Source organism: Amycolatopsis aidingensis (assembly GCF_018885265.1).
Lineage (GTDB): Bacteria > Actinomycetota > Actinomycetes > Mycobacteriales > Pseudonocardiaceae > Amycolatopsis > Amycolatopsis aidingensis.
Genome location: NZ_CP076538.1, coordinates 1,891,431 through 1,913,447 on the forward strand (window position 1 = coordinate 1,891,431; position 22,017 = coordinate 1,913,447).

The following is a 22,017-nucleotide window of genomic DNA, read 5'->3' on the forward strand; positions in this document are numbered from 1 at the left end:
GGCTTAGATGAACTCGTCCAGCAGCCGGTAGTAGTCGCGCTTCGCGTAGTCCATTCCGGACAACCCGTAGCGGGCCCGGAACAGCGTGGCGTGCGCCGGGCCGAAGCCCCATTCCTGCCGCTCTTCGCCGATGTCCCGCATGGCCACCGACAGGTCCAGCCACCGGTCCGCCCTGCCGAGCCGCCCGGTGTCCAGGACTCCGGTCACGGTAAGGGTTTCCGGATCGAGCAGGACGTTGTCCAGGCAGAGGTCACCGTGGCAGACGACGATGTCGTCTTCTGGCGGGACCGGGGTGGCGTCCAGCTCGGCCAGCAACCGCTCGGCAGACCACCCTCTGCGGTGTTCCTCGATATCGTCCAGGTCCACCGTGCCGAGCCGGACCGCGGCCCGGCAGCGGGGCAGGGTGACAGCCAGGGTCCGGTCGAACGGGCATGCCCGCTCCGGGAGCGCGTGCAGCGCGGCCGCGAGTTCCGCGACCGCGCCAACCACCCGCGCTCGCTCGGCCGGACTCCACGGGCCGGCCGCAGGCATCCCGGTGACCGCGGTGGTGACCAGCCAGGACCGCTCCGCGGTGCCGCCGACCTCCACCACCTCAGGGACCGGGAAGCCCATCCGGGCCAGCCATCGCAGCCGGGCCGCCTCGTTCTCCGGGTGGAACCGGAGATCCGCGGTGTCCACGATCGGCGAGGTCTTCACGTAGTAGGTGCGGTCGCCCCGAACCCGGTGGATCGTGGTCCCGTACGAACGGGTTGCGACATGCTCCCACTCCCCGCCCAGCACCTCGGGACAGGCCAGCGGAACCGGGTCCGGCCCGCTCATGCCCCGGTGTGCGCGGCGATCTGCTGGATGGTCTCCTCGGTACGGGCGCGCACCCGCTCGTTGTCGGTCAGCGCGCCGCCGAACGCCTCGGCGGCGAACTCGGCCATCCGGTCCGCGCCCAGCTCTCCCGGCTCGACGCTGGTGGTCGCCGCGACCTTGCGGGCACCCTTCTCGAATGCGGTCAGTGCATGGTCCACATCGGACTCGGTGTACGAGGTGGTGATCATCTGTGTGCCGCTGTCCTCGAAGTAGGCACCGTAGTCGTATGCGGCGCGGTAGATGTCCCAGGACAGTGCCTCGGAAGGGACCACGACGTCGAACATCATCGGCGGTCCACCGACGAACGCCGGGATCCCGACCTCGGCGAGGATGTCCCGCATCCCGTCCATCAGGGTCTGGCCGAGGCGCACGCAGTGCTCGTGCGCGCTACCGTCCGCGAGCTCGTCGAGCACGGCCAGCGCGGCGGCCATCGGCGGAACCTCGCGGGTGTAGGTGCCCGCGATCCCCGCCGCGTCGTAGGCGTCCATCAGCTCGCGCTTGCCCATGATCGCCGCGATCGAGTGCCCGTTGGCAAGGCCCTTGCTCATCGTGATGAGATCGGCGGGCACCTCCCCGCTTCCGTTCAGGCCCCGCGGACCGTAACGGAGTGAGGTGATCACCTCGTCGATGATGAACGGCACGCCGTGCCTTGCGCACAGCGCGGAGAGCCGGCGGTAGTAGTCCGCGCCGAACCAGGCAGGCTCCGGGGTGACCACCACCCCGGCTACCCTGCCGGTGAACTCGGTCAGCATCCGCTCCAGCGCGGCCTCGCTGTAGCCGAAGCAGGCGACCCGGTTGCCCGCGTCGTAGCCGATCTCCAGGAACCCAAGGTGCCAATCGTGCCACCCGTGGTACCCCGAGGTGAGGATCAGGTCCCTGCCGGTGGCGGCGCGGGCCAGCCGGATGGCGGTCGTGGTCGCCTCCGAGCCGGTCTTGGTGAACACCACCTTCTCCGCGGCGGGGTACCGCTCGCACAGCCGCTCGGCCAGCTCGATCCGGGGCAGGGACAGGGTGCTGGCGAACACCGTGCCGTACCGGCTGATGCACTCGGTGATCGCGCGGACCACGCTGGGATGCCGGTTGCCCAGCAGCAACGCGCCACTGGCCGCGGTCACGTCCAGTAGACGCGCGCCCTCCACATCGCGCATCCACGGTCCCTCCGCCTCGACGAACACCGAGGGAAACCGGGTGCCGATATCGTAGACCTCGGCGGCGGTGACCCGGCGCGCCCGCTCGATCAGTTCCTCGTTGCCCTGGCTGCCGATGCTCATGCGGTTCCCTCTTCCCGACTCGAATCCTGCTCCACGAAGAAGATGTTGCGCAGCGGAGCCCGCTGTGCCGGTATGTCCAGCACGGACCGGTAGTCCGAGAGCGGCAGCGCCTCGCTGAGCAGCGGACCGAGCCGTACCGAGCCGTCGGCGATCGCGCGCAGCGCCCGGTCGATCATGCCGACCCCGGACAGCGAGCCGACCACGGTCAGCTCGCGCAGCATCACCACGCTCGGCTCGAACGGTGTCCGGTCCTCGCCGGAGTAGCCGACCAGCACGTAGGTGCCGCCCTGCCGGGTCGCCACCAGCCCGTCCGGGAACACCGTCGCAACGCCGGTCGCGTCGAACACGACCTCCTGCGGATCGTCATGCCATGTCTGAAGATCCGGTACCACGCCGAGGCCGAGGTCGGCGGCGATGGCCCGCCGGTGCGCGCTCGGGTCGGCCACGGTGACCGACTTCGCCCCGCCCGCGACGGCGAGCTGCGCGGCGAGCAGGCCGACCGCTCCCGCGCCGAGCACGCCGACCGTACGCCCGGTCAGCTCGCCGGCCCGCTGCACGGCGTGGATCGCCACGCACAGCGGTTCCACCAGACAGCCCTCGGCCCCGGACAGTCCTTCCGGCAGCGGGCGCAGGTTCTCCGCTGGCAGGCAGAACGCCTCGGCGAACGCGCCCGGCAGGCTGAACCCCACCTCGTCAAGGGCGAGACACAGGTTCTGCGCCCCGCGCTCGCACCACTGGCAATCGCCGCACGGCAGGAAGTTGTGCCCCACCACAGCCTTGCCGACCAGCTCGGGTCGACCCGGTGCCGCACGTACCACGCCTGCCCACTCGTGCCCGGGAATCACCGGGTACTCGGCGTCGTGCAGCGTGCCGCGCAGCAGCCGTAGATCGGTGCCGCAGAGCGCGACGTGCGTGACCGCGACCAGCGCCTGGTCCGGTCCCGGGCGAGGGCACGGGACTCGTTCCAGGCCGTGCTCGGCCGGGCCCTTGACGACCAGGGCGCGCATCGTGCTCGCGTCCGTGGCCGGATCTTCGGTATACATCGTCACCTACCTGGTTGGAGGAGATCACCATGGCTGACGGCCTCACCGGGGACGGGGCACTGCTGGCCCTTTCCCCGCATCTGGACGACGCCGTGCTGTCGGTGGGCGCGGCCCTGGCCGCGGTGGCGGCGACCGGAAGGCCGGTGGTGGTCTGCACCGTGTTCGCAGGCGAGCCCGTCCCGCCGCTGTCGGAACCCGCCGCGCGGTTCCACCGTGACTGCGGACTCGGTGCGGACGCGGTCGCCGTGCGCCAGCGAGAAGACCTGGCAGCGGTGGCCGCTCTCGGCGCGACACCGCTGCATCTGCCGTTCCTGGACGCCCTGTACCGGCGACACGGGGACGGCTGGCTGTGCACCTGGCTGGGCGCGCACTTCGATCCCGGCCTGCCAGCCGAACCGGAGCTCACGGCGGAGATCACCGCCGAGATCGCCGGGCTGCTGCGGTCGCTGCGCCCGGCCGCGGTGTGGACCTGCGCGGCCATCGGCGGGCACGTCGACCACCGGCTCACCCTGGCGACCGCGGCCGCGGCCTGCGCGGCCGAGGGCTTCCGGCTCGCGCGGTGGGAGGACCTGCCCTATGCCATCGGCAGATCCGCCGAGAGCGGCCAGGGCAGGCTGCTGACCGGGCCGATCTCGGCGGCACATCGGGAACGCAAGCTCGCCGCGATCGGCGAGTACCGCTCGCAGCTTGGCATGCTCTTCCCGGCGGGCGGACCCGCGTGGCGCTCGGCCTTCGCCGGGCACGCCGCGGCGCGGTTGGAGACGCACGGCGCGGAGGAGCTGGTGTGGTCCGCCGAGCCGCCTGCCTGCGCTCACGCGTCCGGGTCCGGGCTGTCGCCCAGCCGGTGAACGAAGAACGCGCGGCCGTGCCAGCCGTAGCGCAGGAACTCGCTGTAGTCGTAGAAGCCGTCGGTGCGGGCGAAGCACTCCCGCATCGCGCGGCGCATGCCGAACCGGGGGTTGGCCCGGTTGCAGTTGTAGTCATCCATCAGCAGCACCGCTCCGTCCGGAAGCAGCCGGTCGCCGAGCAGGTGATCGAGCACCTCCACGGTGGATGAGTACAGGTCGCAGTCGAGGTTGGCGATGGCAACGTCCTCGGTCAGCGGGGTGGTGTGGAGGCTGTCGGAGAACATGCCGGGCACGATCGTCCAGCCGGTCTCGCCGATCCGGTGGGTGAACTCCGCGCGCAGCATCTCCTCGGTGCCGGGTGGCGCGGCGTCCTCGTGCTCGCGCCAGTACCCGCTGTCGGCGACCTCGTAGGAGATCGAGTCGACGTTGTTGGTGCTCTCGGGAAACCCCTGGAACGAGTCGTAGACGTAGAAGTGGCGGGGAAAGGTCTTGGCGTAGAACTCGGTCTCCGCGCGGAACTCGGCGATCAGGTCGGCGAGCAGCAACGAGCTGAACCCCTCGAAGCAGCCGAACTCGGCGACCGCGCCGGGGATGTGGCTGCCGTACACGTACTCGAAGGTGAGCCGGAACGCCTCGCCGTAGATCTCCCTCGCCCGGCCGGGATCGCCGTAGGTGGCGTTCTCCACCTGCTCGGCACTGCGCGGCGTCAGGGACATCGGGGTCGTCGGGTTCATTACTGTCCTTCTGCGGTAGTGGGTTCGGTCGCGGTCTTGGCGAACAGCGCGGGATCGACCTCGATGTCAAGGCTCAGCTCGCAGCATCGGTAGCAGATCGGTTCCAGGTCCTGCCGGATGAGCTCGCGCATCCGGCCGTAGGTGTCCCCTGTCCACACCTCGCCGAGGGTGGAGTCCCGCACCGAGCCCATGACGGTGTCGGCGAACGGGGTGCAGCTGAGCACGTCCCCGTTGGGCAGCACGGTGCTCTGCGCCCACAGTTTCGGGCAGGTGGTCTCCTGCACGACATCGCGCCACTGGTCGGTGAAGAACGTGCTCTGCTCCTCGCTGGAATAGCGTACCGGTGCGACCAGCACGTTGACCGTGTCCGAACAAGTCTTGGCCTCGTCCAGGATCCGCCACAGCGTGTCCCGGTCGACGTTCGCGTGCTGGTGCTCGTTGCAGTAACCGGTCCAGGACATGAACGGCCTGCCGGTGATCGCCTCGAAGGCGGGGCGGGTCGCCTTTCCTTCCTCCTTGGTGAAGTACATCGCGAGGTCGACGGTCACCTCGGGCACGCCGAGCTCCTCGGCGAGCCGCACCATCCCGGGCAGCGAGGTGTAGTTCATCCCGGTGAGGGTGAAGTTCAGCGCGATGCGCGGGCCATGTCCGGCCTTGCGGGTGGCCTCCTGTAGCGCCTCGATACCCGCGACGACCCGCTCGAAGGACTTGCGGCCGCGGATCGGGTTGTTGATCTCGGCGGTGGGTCCGTCCAGCGAGACGTACACGATGTCGATGCCACCGTCGACCAGTCCTTCCGCGACCCTTGGCAGCAGGGTTCCGTTGGTACTCATGTCCAACTGGGACTCCGGAGCGCGGGTCTTGGCCTGGCGCACCAGTTCCAGCACCTGCGGATGCATCAGCGGCTCACCGCCCATCATCGAGATGCTGGGGTTCGGGGCATGTGCGACGAGCTCGTCGACAATCCCGTTCCACATATCCAGGCTGATGTGTTCCTTTTTCACTTCCTCGAGCCAGGTGTTCTCACTGGAGGAATCACCGTAGAGCCAGCACTCACGGCAACTCAGGTTGCACGCCCAGTTGACGAAGACGGTGACATACCGCGGAACCGGGGGGAGAGCGGGTGCGTTGGTCGGTGCGATAGGCAGATGGATCACTGGATACCTCCGATTGGGCCACAACGTGCACAGGTGCTCCTCCGGGCCACCCGCAACCCTTGACAGGACTTCCGTGGATACGTCTAATAAACCACGCGGGCGGTCGCAGGATCAAGAACCCCGCAGTGAGGGGGGCCCTGATTTTGCCGACATCAGAGACTTATATGCCGATGCGAGTACTCTTAATCAAACCTCCTATCCGTTCCTGTATGGTCGAGATCGGTCGGCATATGCCGATCGGCCTCGCATATCTCGCGGCGCAACTCCGTACCGCTGGAATGGAGGTCGAGATATTCGATTCCCTGGCGTGGACGGATGACAATCACGTCGTTTCGCCGGAGGATTACACCGATGCCGACCGGGCGAAGCTCGACGCCCATCCGCGCTGGCGGCACCTGGTGCACTGGGGTGCGACCTGGGAGCGCATCACCGACAAGCTGAGCTCCGGCGGCTACGACGTGGTCGGGGTGTCCTGCATGTTCACCCCGTACTACGAGCCCGCCTACCAGCTCGCCCGGCTGGCCAGGGAGATCCTGCCCGAGGCGAGGATCGTGCTCGGCGGGCAGCATCCCACGGTCGCGCACCACCACGCGATGACCGAGGATGCTTTCGACGCGCTGGTGCTTGGTGAGGCCGAGGCCAACGTCGCGGACGTCTTCCGTGCCCTGCACGCGGGGGAGAGCCTGCTGTCCCAGCCCGGTGTGGCGTTTCGGTGCGGAAAGGGGATGTGCGACTGCGCGGAACCGGGCGACCGAATTCACCTGCAGCCTCGCGCGAGTTTCTTGCAGGATCTCGACAGTCTTCCCAAGCCCGATGTGACGCTGCTCGACATGAGTAGCTACGACGCCACGGCAACGTTGATCACCAGCCGCGGTTGCCCATTTTCCTGCTCTTTCTGTACCGTGCACGCCACTGTCGGTAAGCAATTCAGGACGCGGTCCTCGAAAAATGTTGCCGACGAGATCGAGCACTATGTCAAGGAGCACGGTATCCGGCGGTTCTTCGTCGAGGACGATAATTTCACCTTCGACATCGACAGAGTCCACGAGATATGCCGGGCGATCCGGGACCGCGACCTCGACGTGGAACTGCACCTGCCCAACGGGATGACCGTTGTCAAACTCGACGAGCAACTGGTCACCGATATGGCAGGCGCCGGGTTCCGCAGCCTGTTCCTCGGCCTCGAGACCACCGACATGGCGCGGTTGCGCAAGATTCGAAAGGGGTTCACCTCGCTGCGGAAGGTCCGGGACGGTGCCGCACTGTTCACCGAGAAGGGTGTGGATGTCGGCGCCTCGCTGATCGTCGGCCTGCTCGGGCAGAGTGCGGAGGAGCTGGTCAAGGACTCGGTCAACCTGATGCTGGCCGGGGTTCGTTTCTGGACCAACCCGTTCTACCCGATCCCTGGTTCCCCGGACTTCCAGCAGTGCCTCGCCAACGGGTTGATCACCCACGACACCGAACTCGCGCTGTACGACCAGTTCAACTTCGCCATCGGCTCCGACCAGCTCTCGCCAGCCGAGCTCTACTGGTCCTGGGTGAGCACGCAGGCGATGGCGCAGTGGCCCGCGTTCATGCTGGAGGGCGCGGCCCGGCGGGAACGCGGACCGGTGCCGCTGGCCGAAGGGCTCGAGCGCCTGCTGGCGCACAGCACGGACCTGTTCGGTCCGGACGGTGGACTGGAGGTACCCGCGGTCCCGGTCATCGTGGACGGCGACCGGGTACACGTGCATCCGGACGGCTGCTACGACGCGATGCAGCACATCGCGGGCAAGCCCCGGCCGGACGACCTGTGCACCTTCACCGGAGACGCCCTCGCAGCCGCGGTCAGCCTGTACACCGGGGTGGCCCACGGTTCCCGGCAGCTGCCTGGCAAGACCGAGGGACGTTGCGTGTTCGCGCTCAGCGTGGACGATGTGGACCCGGTCTTCGAGCGGATCTGCCGGATCGCCGTCACCGTGCTGCGCGAGTCGCTGGACGAGCTGGCCGACGAGCCGGACAGTGCCGTGGTGGTCGAGTAGCTCGTGATGCGCGGCGCTCAGTACGACGCGTGCGTCGTCGGCAGCGGAGCGGCCGGCGGGGTGGTGGCCGCGGTGCTGGTCGCCGCGGGCTGGAATGTGCTCGTCGTCGAGCAGGGCGAGCACGTCCCTGGTGGGACGTACCTGCACGACCTGATCCCTGGCTTCGAGACCGCGCGGGCCAGGACACTGGAAGGGGAGTGGACCGAGGACGGCTACCCGTGGACGGCGTCCTGCGTCGGTGGCGGGACCCGGTTCTACGCGGGTGTCTCGCTGCGCCTGCGGGAGATCGACTTCGACGCCTCGGCGTATGTCGCCTCGGACGCGTTGCCGCCGGCGTGGCCTTTCGGTTACGCGCAGCTGCGGCCGCACTACGACTGGGTGGAGCGGCGGCTGGGGGTCACTTCGGACGGTGGACTCGACCCGCACCGGCCCTCGCCACCCCTCGACCTGCTCCCGCCGCACCGGCAGAGTGCGCGCGGCGCCGCGCTGGCGGCCGCCGGCCGGTCGCTCGGGATGAACCCGTTCCCGATGCCGCTCGCGGTGACCTCCCGCTCGTTCGGCGATGCCCCAGCCTGCACCGACCTCACCACCTGCACCGACTACGCCTGTCCAAGCGGGGCCAAGGGCGATGTGTACCGGCGGCTGCTGGAGCCGCTTTCGGCCGAGCCCAATCTGACGGTACGCACCGGACTCAAGGCGCTGCGCCTCGCGGAGGACCGCGCGGGCCACGTCCGTGAGCTGGAGTGCCTCGACCTCACCACCGGTGCGCGGGAGTCGGTGTTCGCGCGCCAGTTCGTGGTCGCGGCCAACGCGATCCAGACCGCTGCGCTGTTGCTGCGCTCCCGTTCGGAGCGCTCGCCGGACGGTCTTGGCAACGGGAACGACCTGGTTGGCCGTGGCCTGTGTATGAAGGTTGGCCAGAACCTCACCGCCCGGCTGGCCGATGACCTTCCCGACACGCCGCCTGCGAGCGGCGGCCGGTATGTGACGGTGGCGTTGACCGATCATTACCTGGATGCGGACTGCCCGACCGGGCTCGGCGGGCTCATCCTGGAGACCGGGCCCCTCGATCCGGCCGGGCGGGCGGATCCGCGACTTCTTCGATTGGAGTGCCTGCTGGCCGACCAACCGATGGCGACCAACCGCGTCCGCCTCGATTGGTCCACAGTAGATAGTCTTGGACTTCCCCGGTTGGTGCTGGACTACCGGCCGCACCCGGTGGATCTGGAACGGTTGGCGTACCTGCGCAAGCGGGGCGGGGAACTGCTGACCGCGGCCGGGGCGGTCGAGGTGACCGCCGAGCCGATGGACTTCACCCTTGGCAGCGGGCACCTGCATGGCACCTGCCGGATGGGCTCGGATCCCCGTAGCTCGGTCTGCGACCCGGCAGGCCGGGTGCACGGCGTGCGCAACGTGGTCGTGGCCGACGGCGCGCTGATGCCGTATCCCGGCGGGGTGAACCCCGCGCTGACCATTCAGGCCGTTGCCCATCGTGTCGCCCGTTCCCTTGTGGAGTCCGGTCCCAGGTGAGCTGCGGCGCGCCGCGGATCAGGTCCGGCCCGGCGTCCGCACGCCGGAGACGGCCGCGTAGACCTCGGTCAGCCGCTTGCTGACCGTCTCCAGCTCGTACCCCGCCGCCCGCAGTGTTCCCGCTCGCCCGTGCTCGCGGCGCAGCTCGGGGGAGTCCAGGTACTTGCGTACCGCGGCGGCCAGCCCTGGCGGGTCGTACGGCGGCACGATCAGCCCGGCCGCGCCGTGGTCGACCACCTCGGGCAGCCCGCCAACCTCGGTGACCACCACGGCCTTGCCCGCGGTCAACGCCTCAAGCACGGTGCCGCCGAGCTCCTCGTGCCGGGACGGGATGACCACGACCGCCGCCGATTTGATGGCCTCGGCGATCTCGTCCCGTTCCAGGTGCCCGCGCAGCTCGACGTGGTCCACGATGCCGAGCCTGCGGAGATCCGCACGGCAGTGCCGGAGCTCGTTGCCGTCCCCGCACATCACGAACCGGGCGCTGGCGCCTTCCCGGACCAGCAGTGCCGCCGCCTCGACGTAGTCGGCCCAGCCCTTCTCCGGCGCGAACCGGCCGCAATAGAGCACCACGGGCGGCCCGCTGTCGGGCTCGGGATCCCCCGCGGAGGGCCGGAACGCGTCCAGCCGGACGCCGTCCGGCACGATGTGCACCCGATCCGGTGTGGTCAGTCCGTTCTCGAGATACACCCTGCGGATGCGTTCGGTCAGCACGACGGCGGCATCGGCCCTGCGGACCGCCCAGCGTTCGAACAGCCTGGCCGGACCGATCAGCAGTCTGCCGAGTGGCGTCTCCGGATGGAAGGTGGCGATGGCGCTGCAATGTGTGGTGATCACCAACGGCAGCCGCAGCAGGAACTTCGCGATGACGGCGAACAGGAAGGTCCACGGTAGTTCACTGCAGTGCACATGGATCAGCGAGAACCGGCGATGGGTGCGCCGTATCCGTTGCCGGACGCACCAGGCCGTCACCGCCATTCCCCAGGACACCAGCAGCCCGATGTAGCCCTTGGAGCGGGTGGGGATCGGTGCCACCGGCAGCGAGAGCAGTTCGAACGAGGTCCGCTCGTCGGTCGCGAGCCTGGCAGGCATGCCGGGCCTGCGGGGCAGCACCACGGACTGCCGGGAACCGAGCGCGGACACCTGCTCGGTGGTCTGCATGATCTGCACCTGCATCCCGCCGATCGGTTCGTATTGCAGCTCCCGATGGGTCAGCTCACGGTCGGCGAGGTAGTAGTACGGGGTGAGCCGCAGGACGTGCAGGCCGGACTCCTCCTGGTGCGCTCCCGCACTACCCTCAGAGCTTGCTCCTAAACGCGCGGCACGATCGGCTCGGCCGGGCTCGGACTCCATCACGAACGGCGCCTTCCGCAGGTCATGCGCCCGGCCTCGCCGCCCGTGGGCTGTTCGCCGCTGAGCGCCGTGGCGCGAAGCGCCTCGGTTCGGGTGGTGGTGGGAGACGGGTGGGCGCGTTTCTTCCGCTCACCTCACGCAACCAAGTCCAGTTCAGGAACAGGCTCTCAGAGCTGGTCATGATGCTCGCGGACCTTGGCGAGCGCGCTGAGGATGTCCTCCACATCGGCGGAGTTGCCCAGTAACGCGCCGTGGTGGCACAGCAATGTGGAGACGCAGAACCGCTCGGCGCCAGGGAACTCTCGGCCGGTCGCCCGCCTGCGGCCCTCCTCGCTCCAGATCTGCGCGAACCGCCGCTTGGTGTGCGGGCGCAGCATCAGGCTGCGGTTCAGCGGCGGGTCCGGCGGGTACCACGGCATTCCCAGCTCGGCGCTGATCGCCTCGGCGACCCGCGTCGCGGGCACGGAACCGAAGGTACCCTCCCGGAAGGTGATCCCGTACTCGTAGATGGAGCGCCGATCCGCCTCCGGCGGTACCGGGATCGCGCCGAAGTCACCGAGTTCGGCGAGGCCCTTTTCCAGGTTGACGGCGATCTTCTCGCGATGCTGGTGCTGCTCGTCGAGCCGTGGCAGCTGGTCGAGCAGCACCGCAGCGGAAAGCTCGGACATGCAGTAGTTCGCGCCCATCACCTCGCCGTCCTCGACCAGCTCCATCTCGCCCGCAGGCACCTCGGCGTCCGGGTACCGGCGCGAGTCCGCGCGCAGCTGCTGGACCTTGCGGTAGATCTGCTCGTCCGAGGTGATCACCGCACCACCCTCGCCCGCGGCGAGGACCTTGCCGTTCTGGAAGCTGAACACGCCGACCGCGCCGTGCGTGCCCACGTTGCGGCCCCGCCAGCGTGCGCCGTGGGCCTGCGCGCAGTCCTCGATCAGCGCGGCACCCGCCCGCTCGGTGACCGCCATGATGCCGTCCAGATCGGCCACCGTCGCGGCGTGGTGCACTACGATGACCGCCTTGGTGCGCGAGGACAGGCCGGAACGGATCGTGTCCGCGGTGATACAGCCGGTCTCCGGGTCCACATCGACCAGCACCGGCAGCGCGCCGACCCGCAGCACCGCGGTGACCGGGGCGACCCAGGTCATCGTCGGGACGATCACCTCGTCGCCGGGACCGATGTCCAGCGCCTCCAGCGCGACCAGCAGAGCGCTCGATCCATGGTCGACACTGACGCAGTAGGGCACCTCGTTGTAAGCCGCCCACTGTTCGGCGAACCGCCGTTCGCGTGCCTGAGTGCCGTCACTCGGCCAGCTGATCGCCCATCGTCTGGATCGGATGGCTGCCACGACCTCCTGCTCGGTCGCGGTGTCGTACTGCGGCCATCTTGGCCAATCCCGATCCTGTCTTACCGGTGTGCCTCCCAGCACGGCGAGTCGGCTCATGAATCTCCTCGTAGGCTGGCTTGTCGTCAACTGTCGTCAGCTGCTCACAGAGCATCGCGTGCGCACTACGGCCGCGCGGGCTCAACATTGCCGACCGGAAAAGGTTCGACGTGAAATCCGAGGAACCGGGGAGTTCGTCACCCGGTCCGGGTTACCGAAGGATGGACGATCATCGGAGGAATCGGTGGCACGATACCCGCTGCGCATTGCACTTAATGCTCACTTACCCCTCCAGTCCGCCCAGTCCGCGACCCGGTTTCCTGAAGCGCCCACAGCTACGCTTCGGTCCACGCATATATCCCGGGTCGAAGTGGAACGAGACTGTCCCACCGGTTACCCGGTTGTCAAGGACTTCCGGGATCCGTATGCGGGACCGGAACCCGGGCTCGGCTGACCTGACGCATCCGGTGCGTCAACCGGACCAATGCGGGCATCTCGTGTCTCCGGTGTTTCTGGACCTTTGTGTATCTCGCGGGTACCGTGGCCTTGCCGTGGGCTTCAGGGAACCCGAGCGCGGGTGGACCCACAAGCAACTGCGGCGGGCGTCATCGCATCGCCATGGGGAACCCGCGCCGTCTGGGTAACGTCGTAAGGGCAGACCCTGCGTAGGCGTGCGATCACGGCTGGGGGCGCACACCTCCCGCCGGTGCCTTTTTGCACGGTCGGAGTCCGCAGACGTTAGGAAATCACGATGGCCAAACGGTTCGCTGAGTCAATTCGACAGCGCGCGGTGCCGAAGGACCCGGATTTCGTGGCACTCGGATTGGGTGGCACGAACATGATGGCGTTGCTCTGGTCGATCGCGATGGGCAAGCGGTGCGTGGGCGTCGAGCTTCGCGGTGACCCTTCGCTTGGCGTGCACTGGAACCTGCGTGAGGACTTCTTCCACCATCTCAGTCTTATCGACCGCCTGATGGTCCAGCGCCATGGTGAGGAAGGCGTCCCCCGGCGCCGTGACGGCGAGCCTTTCCGGCTCAGCGAGGTGTTCCGTAGCGAGGAGACCGTGGCCGGGGAGATCTTCGCGGACGAGGTCATCCACAGCGAGACGCCGGTCGGCGTCCATGTCTCCGGTTTCATCCACCACACCGAGTTCATCGATGATCGATGGGTGGACGGGAAGCCGCAGCGGGACATCGTGGTCCTGGACCCGCTGGAGCCGCCGAAAGAGTACGATCCGTCCCGTGTCGGCAGGACCATGATCGACGTACTGGACAGCCCCTCGACCTTCCAGGCCGGCGCGAACGAGATCCTGGTGATGCTGCGCCGCTACCTGGAGATGGTAGAGGAGATGGACCTCGAGGCGGGTGTCGAGCCAAGGGTCCGGCTGTTTCTTTCCCACCGGGTCGTGGCCGGCGACGAAAGAGCCAATGATGGTTTCGTGAAATGGCTCCGGCGGGACGACGGCTTCGTCGGTCTGCCGGACGGACGCAAACGCCTGATAATCGAGGAAATTCAGGAGTTCGATTACAAAGGAAAGTTCCGCAGGGTCCGCAAGCCCGGAACGGAGCCGATCGACCTCGGTACTCCCGAAGTGTTCATGATCGCGCAGGGGTTTGACAGCAGCGACGCCGACCGGCTGGGTTTCAAGCAGGAGGACGTCGAGGTCGACAACCACGACGGGAAAGGTCCCGTTGTGGCGCAGGCGGACTATCTCGCCGGGTTCATGGAGCTGTACGTAGGGGCTCGCTTACGGAGGCGAATCGCCTCGGCCTTCGACAGCGACGGCAACGAGTACTGGGTGCGGCAGCTTGCGGTCGGCCATGAGGACGATCCGGAAGTCGGCTGGATCCTGGTGCAGGTTCCGGACTTCAAGACGTTTGATCCGATCATCGCGGGCCTGGTTCCGCCGAGAACGCCGAGAAAATCGAAAAGGTACATCGGGGCATACCAGCAGCTCGTTCGCGATTACTACCTCGAGCAGGTCGCGCTCGTCACCGAGATTCCCAAGGAGGAGCTGGAGCAGATCCAGACGTCGTACGGGCCGAAGTTGTTCAGCCTCGTCGAGCGGGTCGGTGCCGACGCGCAGGTGGCAACGAACGGCGTGGTCGCAGGCGACTCCTTTGGCAACGGCCACTTCCTGACGAGCGGCGGCGCGGTGACCGGAATGGTGGGGCACGCGTACCGGATGTTCCAGTACTGGGAGTCCCGCGAGCAGGGCGCGTCGGCCGCCCAGGCGATCAGGGAACTCGCCGACAGTATCCGGCAAGACACTTTGGACTGGCTGCAGAACAGCTTGCAGGAGTTCGGCCAGGCTGCTCCGATCAACTTCGGCGCGGAGCGTATCGCGCAGATCTCGCGCACGACCGGCCGAGACGCCAATGTACGCGCAACCACCATCGACGCGGCACGGCGTCACCGCCATTCCCTCGTCCCACTCGACCCGGCGGACTGGCGACGGCTCTCGATACGTAGTGGACGACTGCACACCCAGGGGCTTCCTCCGCTGTCGGAAACGCACCCCGACCTGCGCTGCCCGGCGCGATCCGGCGTGGAGCCGCGACCGTTGGCCCAGACCTCTGGTGCGGGCGCAACTCGATGACCGCGTCGAACCGGCCGCTCGCGCAGCAGCGTGGAGCCAGCGGCACCGGCGTGCCGGCTTCGCACGGCGGCAACCTGCCGTTGCGAAGCACCAAGGAACGTCAGATCGCGCTGGTCGTGCTCTGTATCGGAACACTGATGACCGTTGTGGACTCCACGGCGGTCTATGTGGCACTGCCGACGCTGCAGACGGGTTTGGGCATCTCCCAGGTGGACCTGGCCTGGGTGGTGAACGCCTACCTGATCCCGTTCGGAGGGTTGTTGCTGTTCGCCGGCAGGCTCGGCGACCTGATCGGCGCCAAGCGGGTTTTTCTCGGTGGTCTCGGGCTGTTCGTCTCCGCGTCGGTGGCCTGCGGACTGGCCGACGACCCGGTCACCCTCTTCGTCGCACGCTTTGCGCAGGGGGCTGGCGGTGCGTTCACCACGGCCGTGGCCCTCGGCATGATCGTGTCGTTGTTCCCGAAGGAACGGGACCAGGTTCAGGCGTTCGCGCTCTACGCCTTCATCGGTGCCTCGGGCGCTGTGCTCGGTCAGATCGCGGGGGCCGGACTGACCAGCGCCTTCGGGTGGCGATGGATCTTCTTCGTGAACGTTCCCATCGGACTCGCCGTTATCGGGTTCGCCGTCCGGTTCACCGACAACATCCGGGAAAGCCGGGAACGTGCGCGAGTCGACCAGATCGGCGCGTTGCTGCTCGTCGGCTCGCTCATGCTGTGCATTTACACGCTCACCGAGGCGACCGACCTCGGCTGGAGCAGTCTACGGACGCTGGCGCTCGCCGCAGGCGGGTTGTTGTTGATGGCGGCGTTCATCGGCTGGCAGGCACGGGCGCGGGTCGCTCTCATACCACTGCACTTGCTGCGCAGGCGCAATGTGGGGTGGGTCAACCTGGTGCTCATGCTGATGAACATCGGCCCCACCGGGATGTTCTTTCTCTGCGCGTTGTACCTGCAACACGTGCTCGGGTTCACGGTGCTCGAGGTCGGCATGGCCTTCGTTCCCACTGCCGTGGTGCTGGCGATCACGTCCCTCAAGCTCGCACCGAGGCTGTTGCGCGAGGTGGATGCCAAGACGGTGCTGATCCCTTCGATCGTGTCGATGATCGTGGGACTCGCGTTGTTCGCCCGTATCCCCGCGGATGGGAACTATCTCCTCGACGTCCTGCCTGCGAGCCTGCTGATCGGGCTCGGGGCGGGCACCGCGGGGCCGCCGGTGCTGCGCATCGCACTGGCGGAGGCTACGACCAGGGACCGCGGTCTGCGGTCCGGCCTGATCAACACGACCCAGCAGGTGGGTGCCGCGCTGGGGCTGGCGGTGCTGTCCCCGCTGGCGGCAAGCGTGACGCAACAGGTGCTCGCCGACGGGGGCCCGGTGAACAGCGCGCTGACCGACGGCTACCGGACCGCGTTCCTGGCGGCCACCGTGGCGGCCGTGCTGGCACTGACGCTGGCCGTGATCGCGGTCAAGCCTGCCGTGCCGAGGACGGGGCCCGCCGGCATCGACCCCAACGCAGGCCACCCCACCGTCCGCAGACGCGACCCGACGGGGGCGGAGAACCCCGACTTTCTCGCGCTCGGCCTCGGCGGCACGAACATGATGGCGATGTTGTGGTCCATCGCCATGGGCAGGCGCGCTGTCGGCGTCGAACTGAGGGGAGACCCGCATCAGGCTCTGATGCACTGGAACGTCAACGAGAGCCTTTGGCACAGCCTGGCGACGATCGACCGCTTGATCATGGAACGTTACGGGCAGGACCGGGTGCCGCGGCGGCCGAACGGCGAACTGTTCCTGCTCCACGAGTGCTTTTACTACCCGGGCGCGGCAGACGGTGGTGAGGGACGCGCGGACGAGGTGATCGACGGGTGGGTTTCCGACGGGCATATCGCGGCTCCGGTCGGCGCGGTCGACATCGTGGACGACCGCTGGGTCGACGGGATGCCCAACCGGTCGATGACCACCCATATCCCGGAACCGCCTGCCGCCGGCGCGGATTCGTCCGGCGCTGCTCCGGACCTGTCCGAGATCCTGAAGGAGCCATCCTCGTTCCAGATCGGAGCCGAGGACCTCTTGATTCTGCTGCGGCGCTACCTGGAAGAGATGAGCAGGATGGATCTCGCCGCGGGTCACCTGCCTCGTTGCCGGATCTTCACCTATCACCGGGCGGTGCAGCCGCGCGGCGGCCGGGTCCCGCGATGGCTGCGAAGGTTGGCGGGGCGGCGGGCCGAACTGGACGGTTTCGTCCGGTACCCCGACGGCCGGGTGGGAGTCCGTATCGAGGCGATCCGTGAGCTGGACGAGAAGGGCTTCTACCGGAGGGTCCGTGATCCGGGGACGGAGGTGCTGGATCTGGGCGTTCCCGGGCTGTTCATGGTCGCGGAGGGAGCCGACAGCGACGACGCCAGGCGGTTGGGCCTCGTGCAGGACCCGCTCACGGTGGACAGTGATGACGGCCGTGATCCGATGATTGCGCAGGCCGACTATGTCATCGGCGTGATAGCGGTCTCCGTTGGTGACCGGTTCCGGCTTCGCCTGGCCTCCGAGTTCGACGAATCGGGAAGAGAGTACTGGATTCGCCAGGCAGCGGCGGGTCACGTTGGATTCATCGAGGAAGGGTGGATCATCACCGAAGTGCCGGATTTCGTCACCTTCGATCCGGTGCAGGCGGGCATGGTGTCACGGCTGACGAAACGTGATTCGGCGGAGTACCACGCGGCATACCGGTACTTGCTTCGGGAGTTCTATCTCGACCAGATCACACAGTTGACGGGAATCCAGAGGGAGATGTTGGCCAACACGTTGGCGCTGCACACTCCGCGGATGATCAGTGTGGTGGCGAAGATGGGACGGGACCCCTGGTGGCGGCCAATGGTGTCGTGGCGGGGGATTCCTTCGGCAACGGTAGTTTTCTCACCAGCGGCGGGGTGCAGACCGGCCTGCTCGGCCACGCGTCGCGCGTTGGCCGGTACTGGCGGAACATCGACGCCGGGATCCCTCCCGGCGACGCGGTACGCGAGCTCGCCGACGGCATCAAGGCCGATACCGAAGCGTGGTTGGAGGCGAGCCGCGCCGACTTCGCGCAGCCTCCGCGCGGCGGCGCGGCCGCACGGGAGAAGGCCATCGAGGCTGCGAGAAGGCGTCGCCGCTCGATCGCGCCGTTCACATTGCGTGACGACCTGAATCGGCTCAACGTCCATCCTGGACGCGTGCCCATGCTGGGCCTGCAACCGCTGGAGCAGCCGCGTGCCAACGGCGAGGCGGCGCATGACGACCTGGCCCGGACGAAGACGTAATCAGGCACAGCGGTACCCCGACCATTGAAAAGGACACTGCGGAGAGGACATATCCGATGCCCCTAGACTCCTCCGAAGCAGGCCGGACCTACGACGTCATCGTCGTCGGAAACGGTTCTCTCGGCCTGTCGCTCGGACTTACCCTCGCCAGGGAAGGCCTGCGGGTAGCCGTGCTCGGCGCACCACACCGGCCATGGGCCGCGTCCTCAGCCGCCGGCGCGATGATCGGAGTATTCGGCGAGGTCACCGACCCCCTGCTGACGAACGACTACGGTAGGACGAAACTGGACTGGGCCTACCAGGCAAGCAAACTCTGGCCCGATTGGCTGGCACAGCTGTCGCCGGACTCCGACGGCCGCGATCTCCTGACGGCCGACGGGACCGTCATGCTGCTCAACGCTGTCGGCGTTCCCGGTATCGACGACGACAACTACAAGGCGATCCGGAACACTCTCCTTTCGTACGACGAAAAGTTCGAGGATGTCGACCCGAGTGAGCTCGAATGGATAGACGCGGAAGCCACGGCTCGGCCGGTCCAGGCGATGTTCATCCCGAGCGAGCATTCGGTTAATGCTTCCGAACTGCTCGTACGCCTCGAATCGGCCTTCACTGCCGCGGGTGGGACACTGATCCCAGAACTCGCCACCCGGGTCGACCAGCGCGGAGATCGCGTACGTGGCGTCGAGCTCGAATCCGGAACGGTCCTGTGCTCCGATGACGTGGTACTGGCCGCTGGGGCGGCTTCCCAGGCAGTGCTGGACACCGTCCCCGAACTGGCCGCGAGGATACCTCGGCTGGTGAGCGGTTATGGCGTTTCCGCGCTTGTCGAAACCAAGGACGCAAGCAACCCACGATCGGTTATTCGCACACCGAACCGCGCCTTTGCCTGCGGTTTGCATGTCGTCCCACGGGGAAACGGCCAGGTCTACGTCGGCGCGACGAACACGCTGTCCATGGATCCGCTCGAGACGCCTCCGGTCGCCGATGTGCTGTTCTTGATGAACTGCGCCAATCGACAGGTGCACCGGGGCCTTGCCGAGAGTGGTTTCCGAAACATTCTGGTCGGCAATCGTCCGGTATCACTCGACGGCATGCCGCTGCTCGGTGCGACCGAACTGGACGGACTCTGGATGATGACCGGGACATACCGTGACGGCTTGACGCTTTCCCCGCTGCTCGCGCGGGAGATGGCGGCCCTCATCCGCGGCGAGGAGACGTCGGTCGACCTGACGATGTTCCAGCCGGTGCGCCCGCCGATCCAGCCGTTCACCCGGGACGAGGTCGTCGCGGCCGCGGTGATGCACATGCTCGCGACCGGCTACGAGGACGGCTGGAACCTCCCGGTGGAATGGCCGTCCACCATCGAGCACCACCTCCGGGAGGCGTACACGAGAACGGCCGATGAGCTGGACCCGACCTACACGCCACCGCCGGAGGTCCTTGCTTCGCTGCGGGTCTTCCCCACCTTGACCAAGGCACTGCGCGAGTACTACACGGCAAGTCACCTGCGCTGACACGCCCTTCGTGGCGGCCTCGCCGGAAGCCACGCCGAGGTGGGAAATTACGATGCCCTCATGCGCAGGATCGTGGGCAAGCAGGTGCTCGAACTGACGGCGACCGAGTTCGACGAGCTGCTTGCCGCCCATCGCGGCGCCGTACTGGACGTCGGCACCGGGGACGGAAAACATGCCCACCACGTGGCGCAACGCCACCCCGACCTGCTCGTGGTGGGGCTGGACGCGGCCAAGGACGGGATGCGGGAGATCTCGGCCAAGGCGGCCAGCCGTAAGCGCGGCCTTGCCAACCTGATCTATGTCTGGGCCTCGGCCGAGGGGCTGCCCGCTGACCTGCACGGGATCACCGACCTGCGTGTCCTGATGCCGTGGGGCAGTCTGCTGCGCGGGATGCTGGGGTCCGATCCGGAGATGCTCCGCGGGCTCGCCGCGGTCTGTGCCCCTGGCGCGACCATGCTGATCACACTCAACCTGCACGCCTGGCGGCCACCGGTGCCGGAGGTGGGGGATCGTCCCGAGCCGACACCGGACTCGGCGGCGGACATGCTCGCCGGGATCTACGCGGACGCCGGATGGCGGCTGGACGAGGCGAAGTACTTCGACCAGGAGCAGGTGCGCGCCCTGGCCACCTCGTGGACCCGGCGGCTGAACTCCAGCAAGTCGCGGTTCGACGTACTCGGCCTCACCGCCACCTTGGTGGGTCAGCGCTCCGGAGAACGGCCGGCCAGCTCGTGCACGAATGCGTAGGCATCGCGGCGCGAGTAGTCCGTCGTCTCGGCGAGCACCCTGGCGAGTGTCTTCGCGGACACGCCTTCGGCCAGCAGCGCCCGGACGATGGCGACCGCCGGGATCTCCGGAACCTCGTTCGTCTCCTCCGCGGGTTCGATCCGGAGCAACACATCCGCGTTCCCGCCAGGCGGACGCTCGGGCAGCGCCGACACCGGACCCCGCCACGGCCGCTCCGCCAGCCACGGGACGTCCATCGCGAACGACGCGGTTCCCGCCACGCGCTCCCGCAGCAGCAACTCGCGTACCCGGGGGAAATCCCGGTGGGCGCAGCGCACCACCAGCGCGTGCTGGGTGGCGGTGCGCAGCACGCGCACCAGGCCACGGGTGCGCCCGGCGTCGAGGCTCAGCACCGGAACGCGCCGGGGTGACACCGCCGAGACGCTCTGCTCGGCAGGCAACCCCAGTATCTCGACCCGCAGGTCGGGCCGGTCGGCAACCGCTGCGATCTCCTCGGTGAACCCGCCCGAGGTGGCCACGACCAGCGCCCGGCCGTCCGCGGCGAGGGCCGCGCGCAGGTGATCCTGATCGATCGGCCGGGCCGCGCCGGAACGGATCCGGTCGGTGCCGCCCAGCAGTTCCCTTGCCGGGGCGTCCTTCGCGAACACGGTGCCGGCGGCGGCCACCTCCGCGGCCAACCGGTCCTCGGGACCGGTGGCCCGGTAGAGCACCAGCGTGGCGGCATCCGGCCGGTCCCGCTGGACGGTCACCTCGATCGAGGCGTCCGGCCGGGCCAGCGTGGCGACCAGGTCCCGCGGCAGCTGCGCCGAGCCGAGGTCGGCCTCGGTGGCGAGGGTGTTCGGCAGCCGGTCGGGACCGCGGCGCAGGACCATGTTCCGGCCGGGGCGCCACCGCGAGTTCGCCGTGGCGCGTACCTGCGCGGACCGGCCCTCCGCCGCGATGATGACCAGGATCGGGCCCGCCACGGGGGCGGCCGGGGTGGCGAACCGGGTGTCCACGCCCACGACGCAGGTGGCACGTCCGGTGATTTCCGAATCGAGGCTGAACTCGAGGGTATTGTCGTGGGTCGCGGAGATATTCGCGTGTCCCCGGCACTGCAACCGGAGCAGTACTTCCGCCGAATCACCCACCTGGTAATGCTATCACCGCGATTCCGGTGCGGTTGTAGGATGCCGGTCATGACCTCGCATGTCCGGCACCGTCCCGCCGACCCACTGGAACGGCACCGGGAGATCGTCGTTGCCTGCGCGCCACTGCGCAGCAGGGTGAACCTCTCCGGAATCGTCCGGACGGCCGGGTGCTGCGGAGTGCCGCGAATCATTGCCTGTGGTAACGCCAGGGTCGACCACACCATTGCCAGGGACGCGGTGGAATCGGTACGGGTCGAGAATCGTCGCACTCTCGCTCCGGTTCTGCGGGATCTGCGCAACGACGGCTATTCCGTGGTCGGACTGGAGCAGACGACGTCCTCGGTCAATATTCATGAGTTCGCTTTTCCACGAAGGACGGCGCTGGTGGTGGGAAACGAGCGGTTGGGCCTCGGTGACGACGAGTTGGCGCTGACCGACGCCTGCGTGGAGATTCCGGTGTGGGGCAAGCCGAACAGTTACAACGTTGCCACCGCCACGGCCATGGCGCTGTACGAGTACTGCAGGCAGTACCCGCACGGCTGAA

16 protein-coding genes are annotated in these 22,017 nt (G+C 67.9%); 8 read left to right on the forward strand and 8 right to left on the reverse strand.

Annotation, left to right across the window (positions count from 1 at the left end; genetic code table 11):
- Positions 1-3: 3 nt before the first annotated feature.
- The 3 genes from KOI47_RS09025 to KOI47_RS09035 are packed head-to-tail and all read right to left on the reverse strand — an operon-like array spanning position 4 to position 3,172.
- Positions 4-819 carry an APH(3') family aminoglycoside O-phosphotransferase gene (locus KOI47_RS09025; RefSeq protein ID WP_216215535.1) on the reverse strand — a complete coding sequence of 272 codons (816 nt, stop codon included), beginning with the start codon at positions 817-819 and terminating at the stop codon, positions 4-6.
- The gene (locus KOI47_RS09030; protein WP_216215536.1) at positions 816-2,129 is read right to left on the reverse strand and encodes an aminotransferase class III-fold pyridoxal phosphate-dependent enzyme; all 1,314 of its coding nucleotides are present in this window, start codon (positions 2,127-2,129) and stop codon (positions 816-818) included. Before KOI47_RS09030 ends, KOI47_RS09025 begins: the two co-directional genes overlap by 4 nt.
- Positions 2,126-3,172, reverse strand: coding sequence for a zinc-dependent alcohol dehydrogenase (locus tag KOI47_RS09035; protein WP_216215537.1), 1,047 nt, complete (start codon positions 3,170-3,172; stop codon positions 2,126-2,128). Before KOI47_RS09035 ends, KOI47_RS09030 begins: the two co-directional genes overlap by 4 nt.
- Positions 3,173-3,201: 29 nt before the next feature.
- Here KOI47_RS09035 and KOI47_RS09040 point away from each other — a divergent pair, with 29 nt between their 5' ends.
- Entirely contained in the window at positions 3,202-4,020 is an 819-nt protein-coding gene (locus KOI47_RS09040; protein WP_216215538.1) for a PIG-L deacetylase family protein, read from the forward strand.
- Here KOI47_RS09040 and KOI47_RS09045 read toward each other — a convergent pair.
- On the reverse strand, positions 3,984-4,754 hold the full coding sequence (locus KOI47_RS09045) for a TylF/MycF family methyltransferase (RefSeq protein ID WP_216215539.1): 771 nt from the start codon (positions 4,752-4,754) through the stop codon (positions 3,984-3,986). The genes KOI47_RS09040 and KOI47_RS09045 overlap by 37 nt on opposite strands.
- Positions 4,754-5,911 carry a radical SAM protein gene (locus KOI47_RS09050; protein ID WP_216215540.1) on the reverse strand — a complete coding sequence of 386 codons (1,158 nt, stop codon included), beginning with the start codon at positions 5,909-5,911 and terminating at the stop codon, positions 4,754-4,756. Before KOI47_RS09050 ends, KOI47_RS09045 begins: the two co-directional genes overlap by 1 nt.
- 209 nt (positions 5,912-6,120) lie before the next feature.
- Between KOI47_RS09050 and KOI47_RS09055 the strand changes: the two genes are divergently transcribed.
- Together KOI47_RS09055 and KOI47_RS09060 are read left to right on the forward strand one after the other, a co-directional pair.
- A complete protein-coding gene (locus tag KOI47_RS09055; RefSeq protein WP_216215541.1) occupies positions 6,121-7,932 on the forward strand; it encodes a B12-binding domain-containing radical SAM protein in 1,812 nt (603 codons plus the stop codon).
- A 6-nt stretch (positions 7,933-7,938) separates the two neighbouring features.
- Positions 7,939-9,462, forward strand: coding sequence for a GMC oxidoreductase (locus tag KOI47_RS09060; RefSeq protein ID WP_216215542.1), 1,524 nt, complete (start codon positions 7,939-7,941; stop codon positions 9,460-9,462).
- 18 nt (positions 9,463-9,480) lie between these two features.
- Here KOI47_RS09060 and KOI47_RS09065 read toward each other — a convergent pair whose 3' ends face one another.
- Entirely contained in the window at positions 9,481-10,815 is a 1,335-nt protein-coding gene (locus KOI47_RS09065; protein ID WP_232376840.1) for a glycosyltransferase family 4 protein, read from the reverse strand.
- Between the two features lie 167 nt (positions 10,816-10,982).
- Positions 10,983-12,158 (reverse strand): DegT/DnrJ/EryC1/StrS aminotransferase family protein, encoded by a 1,176-nt coding sequence (locus tag KOI47_RS09070; RefSeq protein WP_216215544.1) that lies wholly within the window; start codon positions 12,156-12,158, stop codon positions 10,983-10,985.
- A gap of 787 nt (positions 12,159-12,945) precedes the next feature.
- On the opposite strand from KOI47_RS09070, the gene KOI47_RS09075 reads away from it, so the two are divergent.
- The 4 genes from KOI47_RS09075 to KOI47_RS09090 all read left to right on the forward strand — a co-directional run bounded on the left by KOI47_RS09075 (position 12,946) and on the right by KOI47_RS09090 (position 20,343).
- A complete protein-coding gene (locus KOI47_RS09075; RefSeq protein WP_216215545.1) occupies positions 12,946-14,793 on the forward strand; it encodes a hypothetical protein in 1,848 nt (615 codons plus the stop codon).
- A complete protein-coding gene (locus KOI47_RS09080) occupies positions 14,790-17,969 on the forward strand; it encodes an MFS transporter (RefSeq protein WP_216215546.1) in 3,180 nt (1,059 codons plus the stop codon). Before KOI47_RS09075 ends, KOI47_RS09080 begins: the two co-directional genes overlap by 4 nt.
- A gap of 169 nt (positions 17,970-18,138) precedes the next feature.
- On the forward strand, positions 18,139-19,596 hold the full coding sequence (locus KOI47_RS09085; RefSeq protein WP_216215547.1) for an NAD(P)/FAD-dependent oxidoreductase: 1,458 nt from the start codon (positions 18,139-18,141) through the stop codon (positions 19,594-19,596).
- A 60-nt stretch (positions 19,597-19,656) separates the two neighbouring features.
- Positions 19,657-20,343, forward strand: coding sequence for a methyltransferase domain-containing protein (locus tag KOI47_RS09090; RefSeq protein ID WP_216215548.1), 687 nt, complete (start codon positions 19,657-19,659; stop codon positions 20,341-20,343).
- Here the strand turns inward: KOI47_RS09090 and KOI47_RS09095 are convergent.
- A complete protein-coding gene (locus tag KOI47_RS09095) occupies positions 20,298-21,473 on the reverse strand; it encodes a DUF371 domain-containing protein (RefSeq protein WP_216215549.1) in 1,176 nt (391 codons plus the stop codon). The two genes, KOI47_RS09090 and KOI47_RS09095, sit on opposite strands and share 46 nt — an antisense overlap.
- A 48-nt stretch (positions 21,474-21,521) precedes the next feature.
- Here KOI47_RS09095 and KOI47_RS09100 point away from each other — a divergent pair, with 48 nt between their 5' ends.
- Positions 21,522-22,016: a TrmH family RNA methyltransferase gene (locus KOI47_RS09100; protein ID WP_216215550.1), complete on the forward strand. Its 495-nt coding sequence runs from the start codon at positions 21,522-21,524 to the stop codon at positions 22,014-22,016.
- Position 22,017: the final 1 nt, after the last annotated feature.

Excerpts from the sequence above, each read along its gene's own strand:
- KOI47_RS09075 (WP_216215545.1), top strand. The coding sequence starts at position 12,946 with ATGGCCAAACGGTTCGCTGAGTCAATTCGACAGCGCGCGGTGCCGAAG.
- KOI47_RS09085 (WP_216215547.1), top strand. The coding sequence starts at position 18,139 with ATGCCCCTAGACTCCTCCGAAGCAGGCCGGACCTACGACGTCATCGTC.
- KOI47_RS09100 (WP_216215550.1), top strand. The coding sequence starts at position 21,522 with ATGACCTCGCATGTCCGGCACCGTCCCGCCGACCCACTGGAACGGCAC.
- KOI47_RS09045 (WP_216215539.1), bottom strand. The coding sequence starts at position 4,754 with ATGAACCCGACGACCCCGATGTCCCTGACGCCGCGCAGTGCCGAGCAG.
- KOI47_RS09080 (WP_216215546.1), top strand. The coding sequence starts at position 14,790 with ATGACCGCGTCGAACCGGCCGCTCGCGCAGCAGCGTGGAGCCAGCGGC.
- KOI47_RS09060 (WP_216215542.1), top strand. The coding sequence starts at position 7,939 with ATGCGCGGCGCTCAGTACGACGCGTGCGTCGTCGGCAGCGGAGCGGCC.
- KOI47_RS09065 (WP_232376840.1), bottom strand. The coding sequence starts at position 10,815 with ATGGAGTCCGAGCCCGGCCGAGCCGATCGTGCCGCGCGTTTAGGAGCA.
- KOI47_RS09025 (WP_216215535.1), bottom strand. The coding sequence starts at position 819 with ATGAGCGGGCCGGACCCGGTTCCGCTGGCCTGTCCCGAGGTGCTGGGC.
- KOI47_RS09035 (WP_216215537.1), bottom strand. The coding sequence starts at position 3,172 with ATGTATACCGAAGATCCGGCCACGGACGCGAGCACGATGCGCGCCCTG.
- KOI47_RS09055 (WP_216215541.1), top strand. The coding sequence starts at position 6,121 with ATGGTCGAGATCGGTCGGCATATGCCGATCGGCCTCGCATATCTCGCG.
- KOI47_RS09040 (WP_216215538.1), top strand. The coding sequence starts at position 3,202 with ATGGCTGACGGCCTCACCGGGGACGGGGCACTGCTGGCCCTTTCCCCG.
- KOI47_RS09090 (WP_216215548.1), top strand. The coding sequence starts at position 19,657 with ATGCGCAGGATCGTGGGCAAGCAGGTGCTCGAACTGACGGCGACCGAG.
- KOI47_RS09030 (WP_216215536.1), bottom strand. The coding sequence starts at position 2,129 with ATGAGCATCGGCAGCCAGGGCAACGAGGAACTGATCGAGCGGGCGCGC.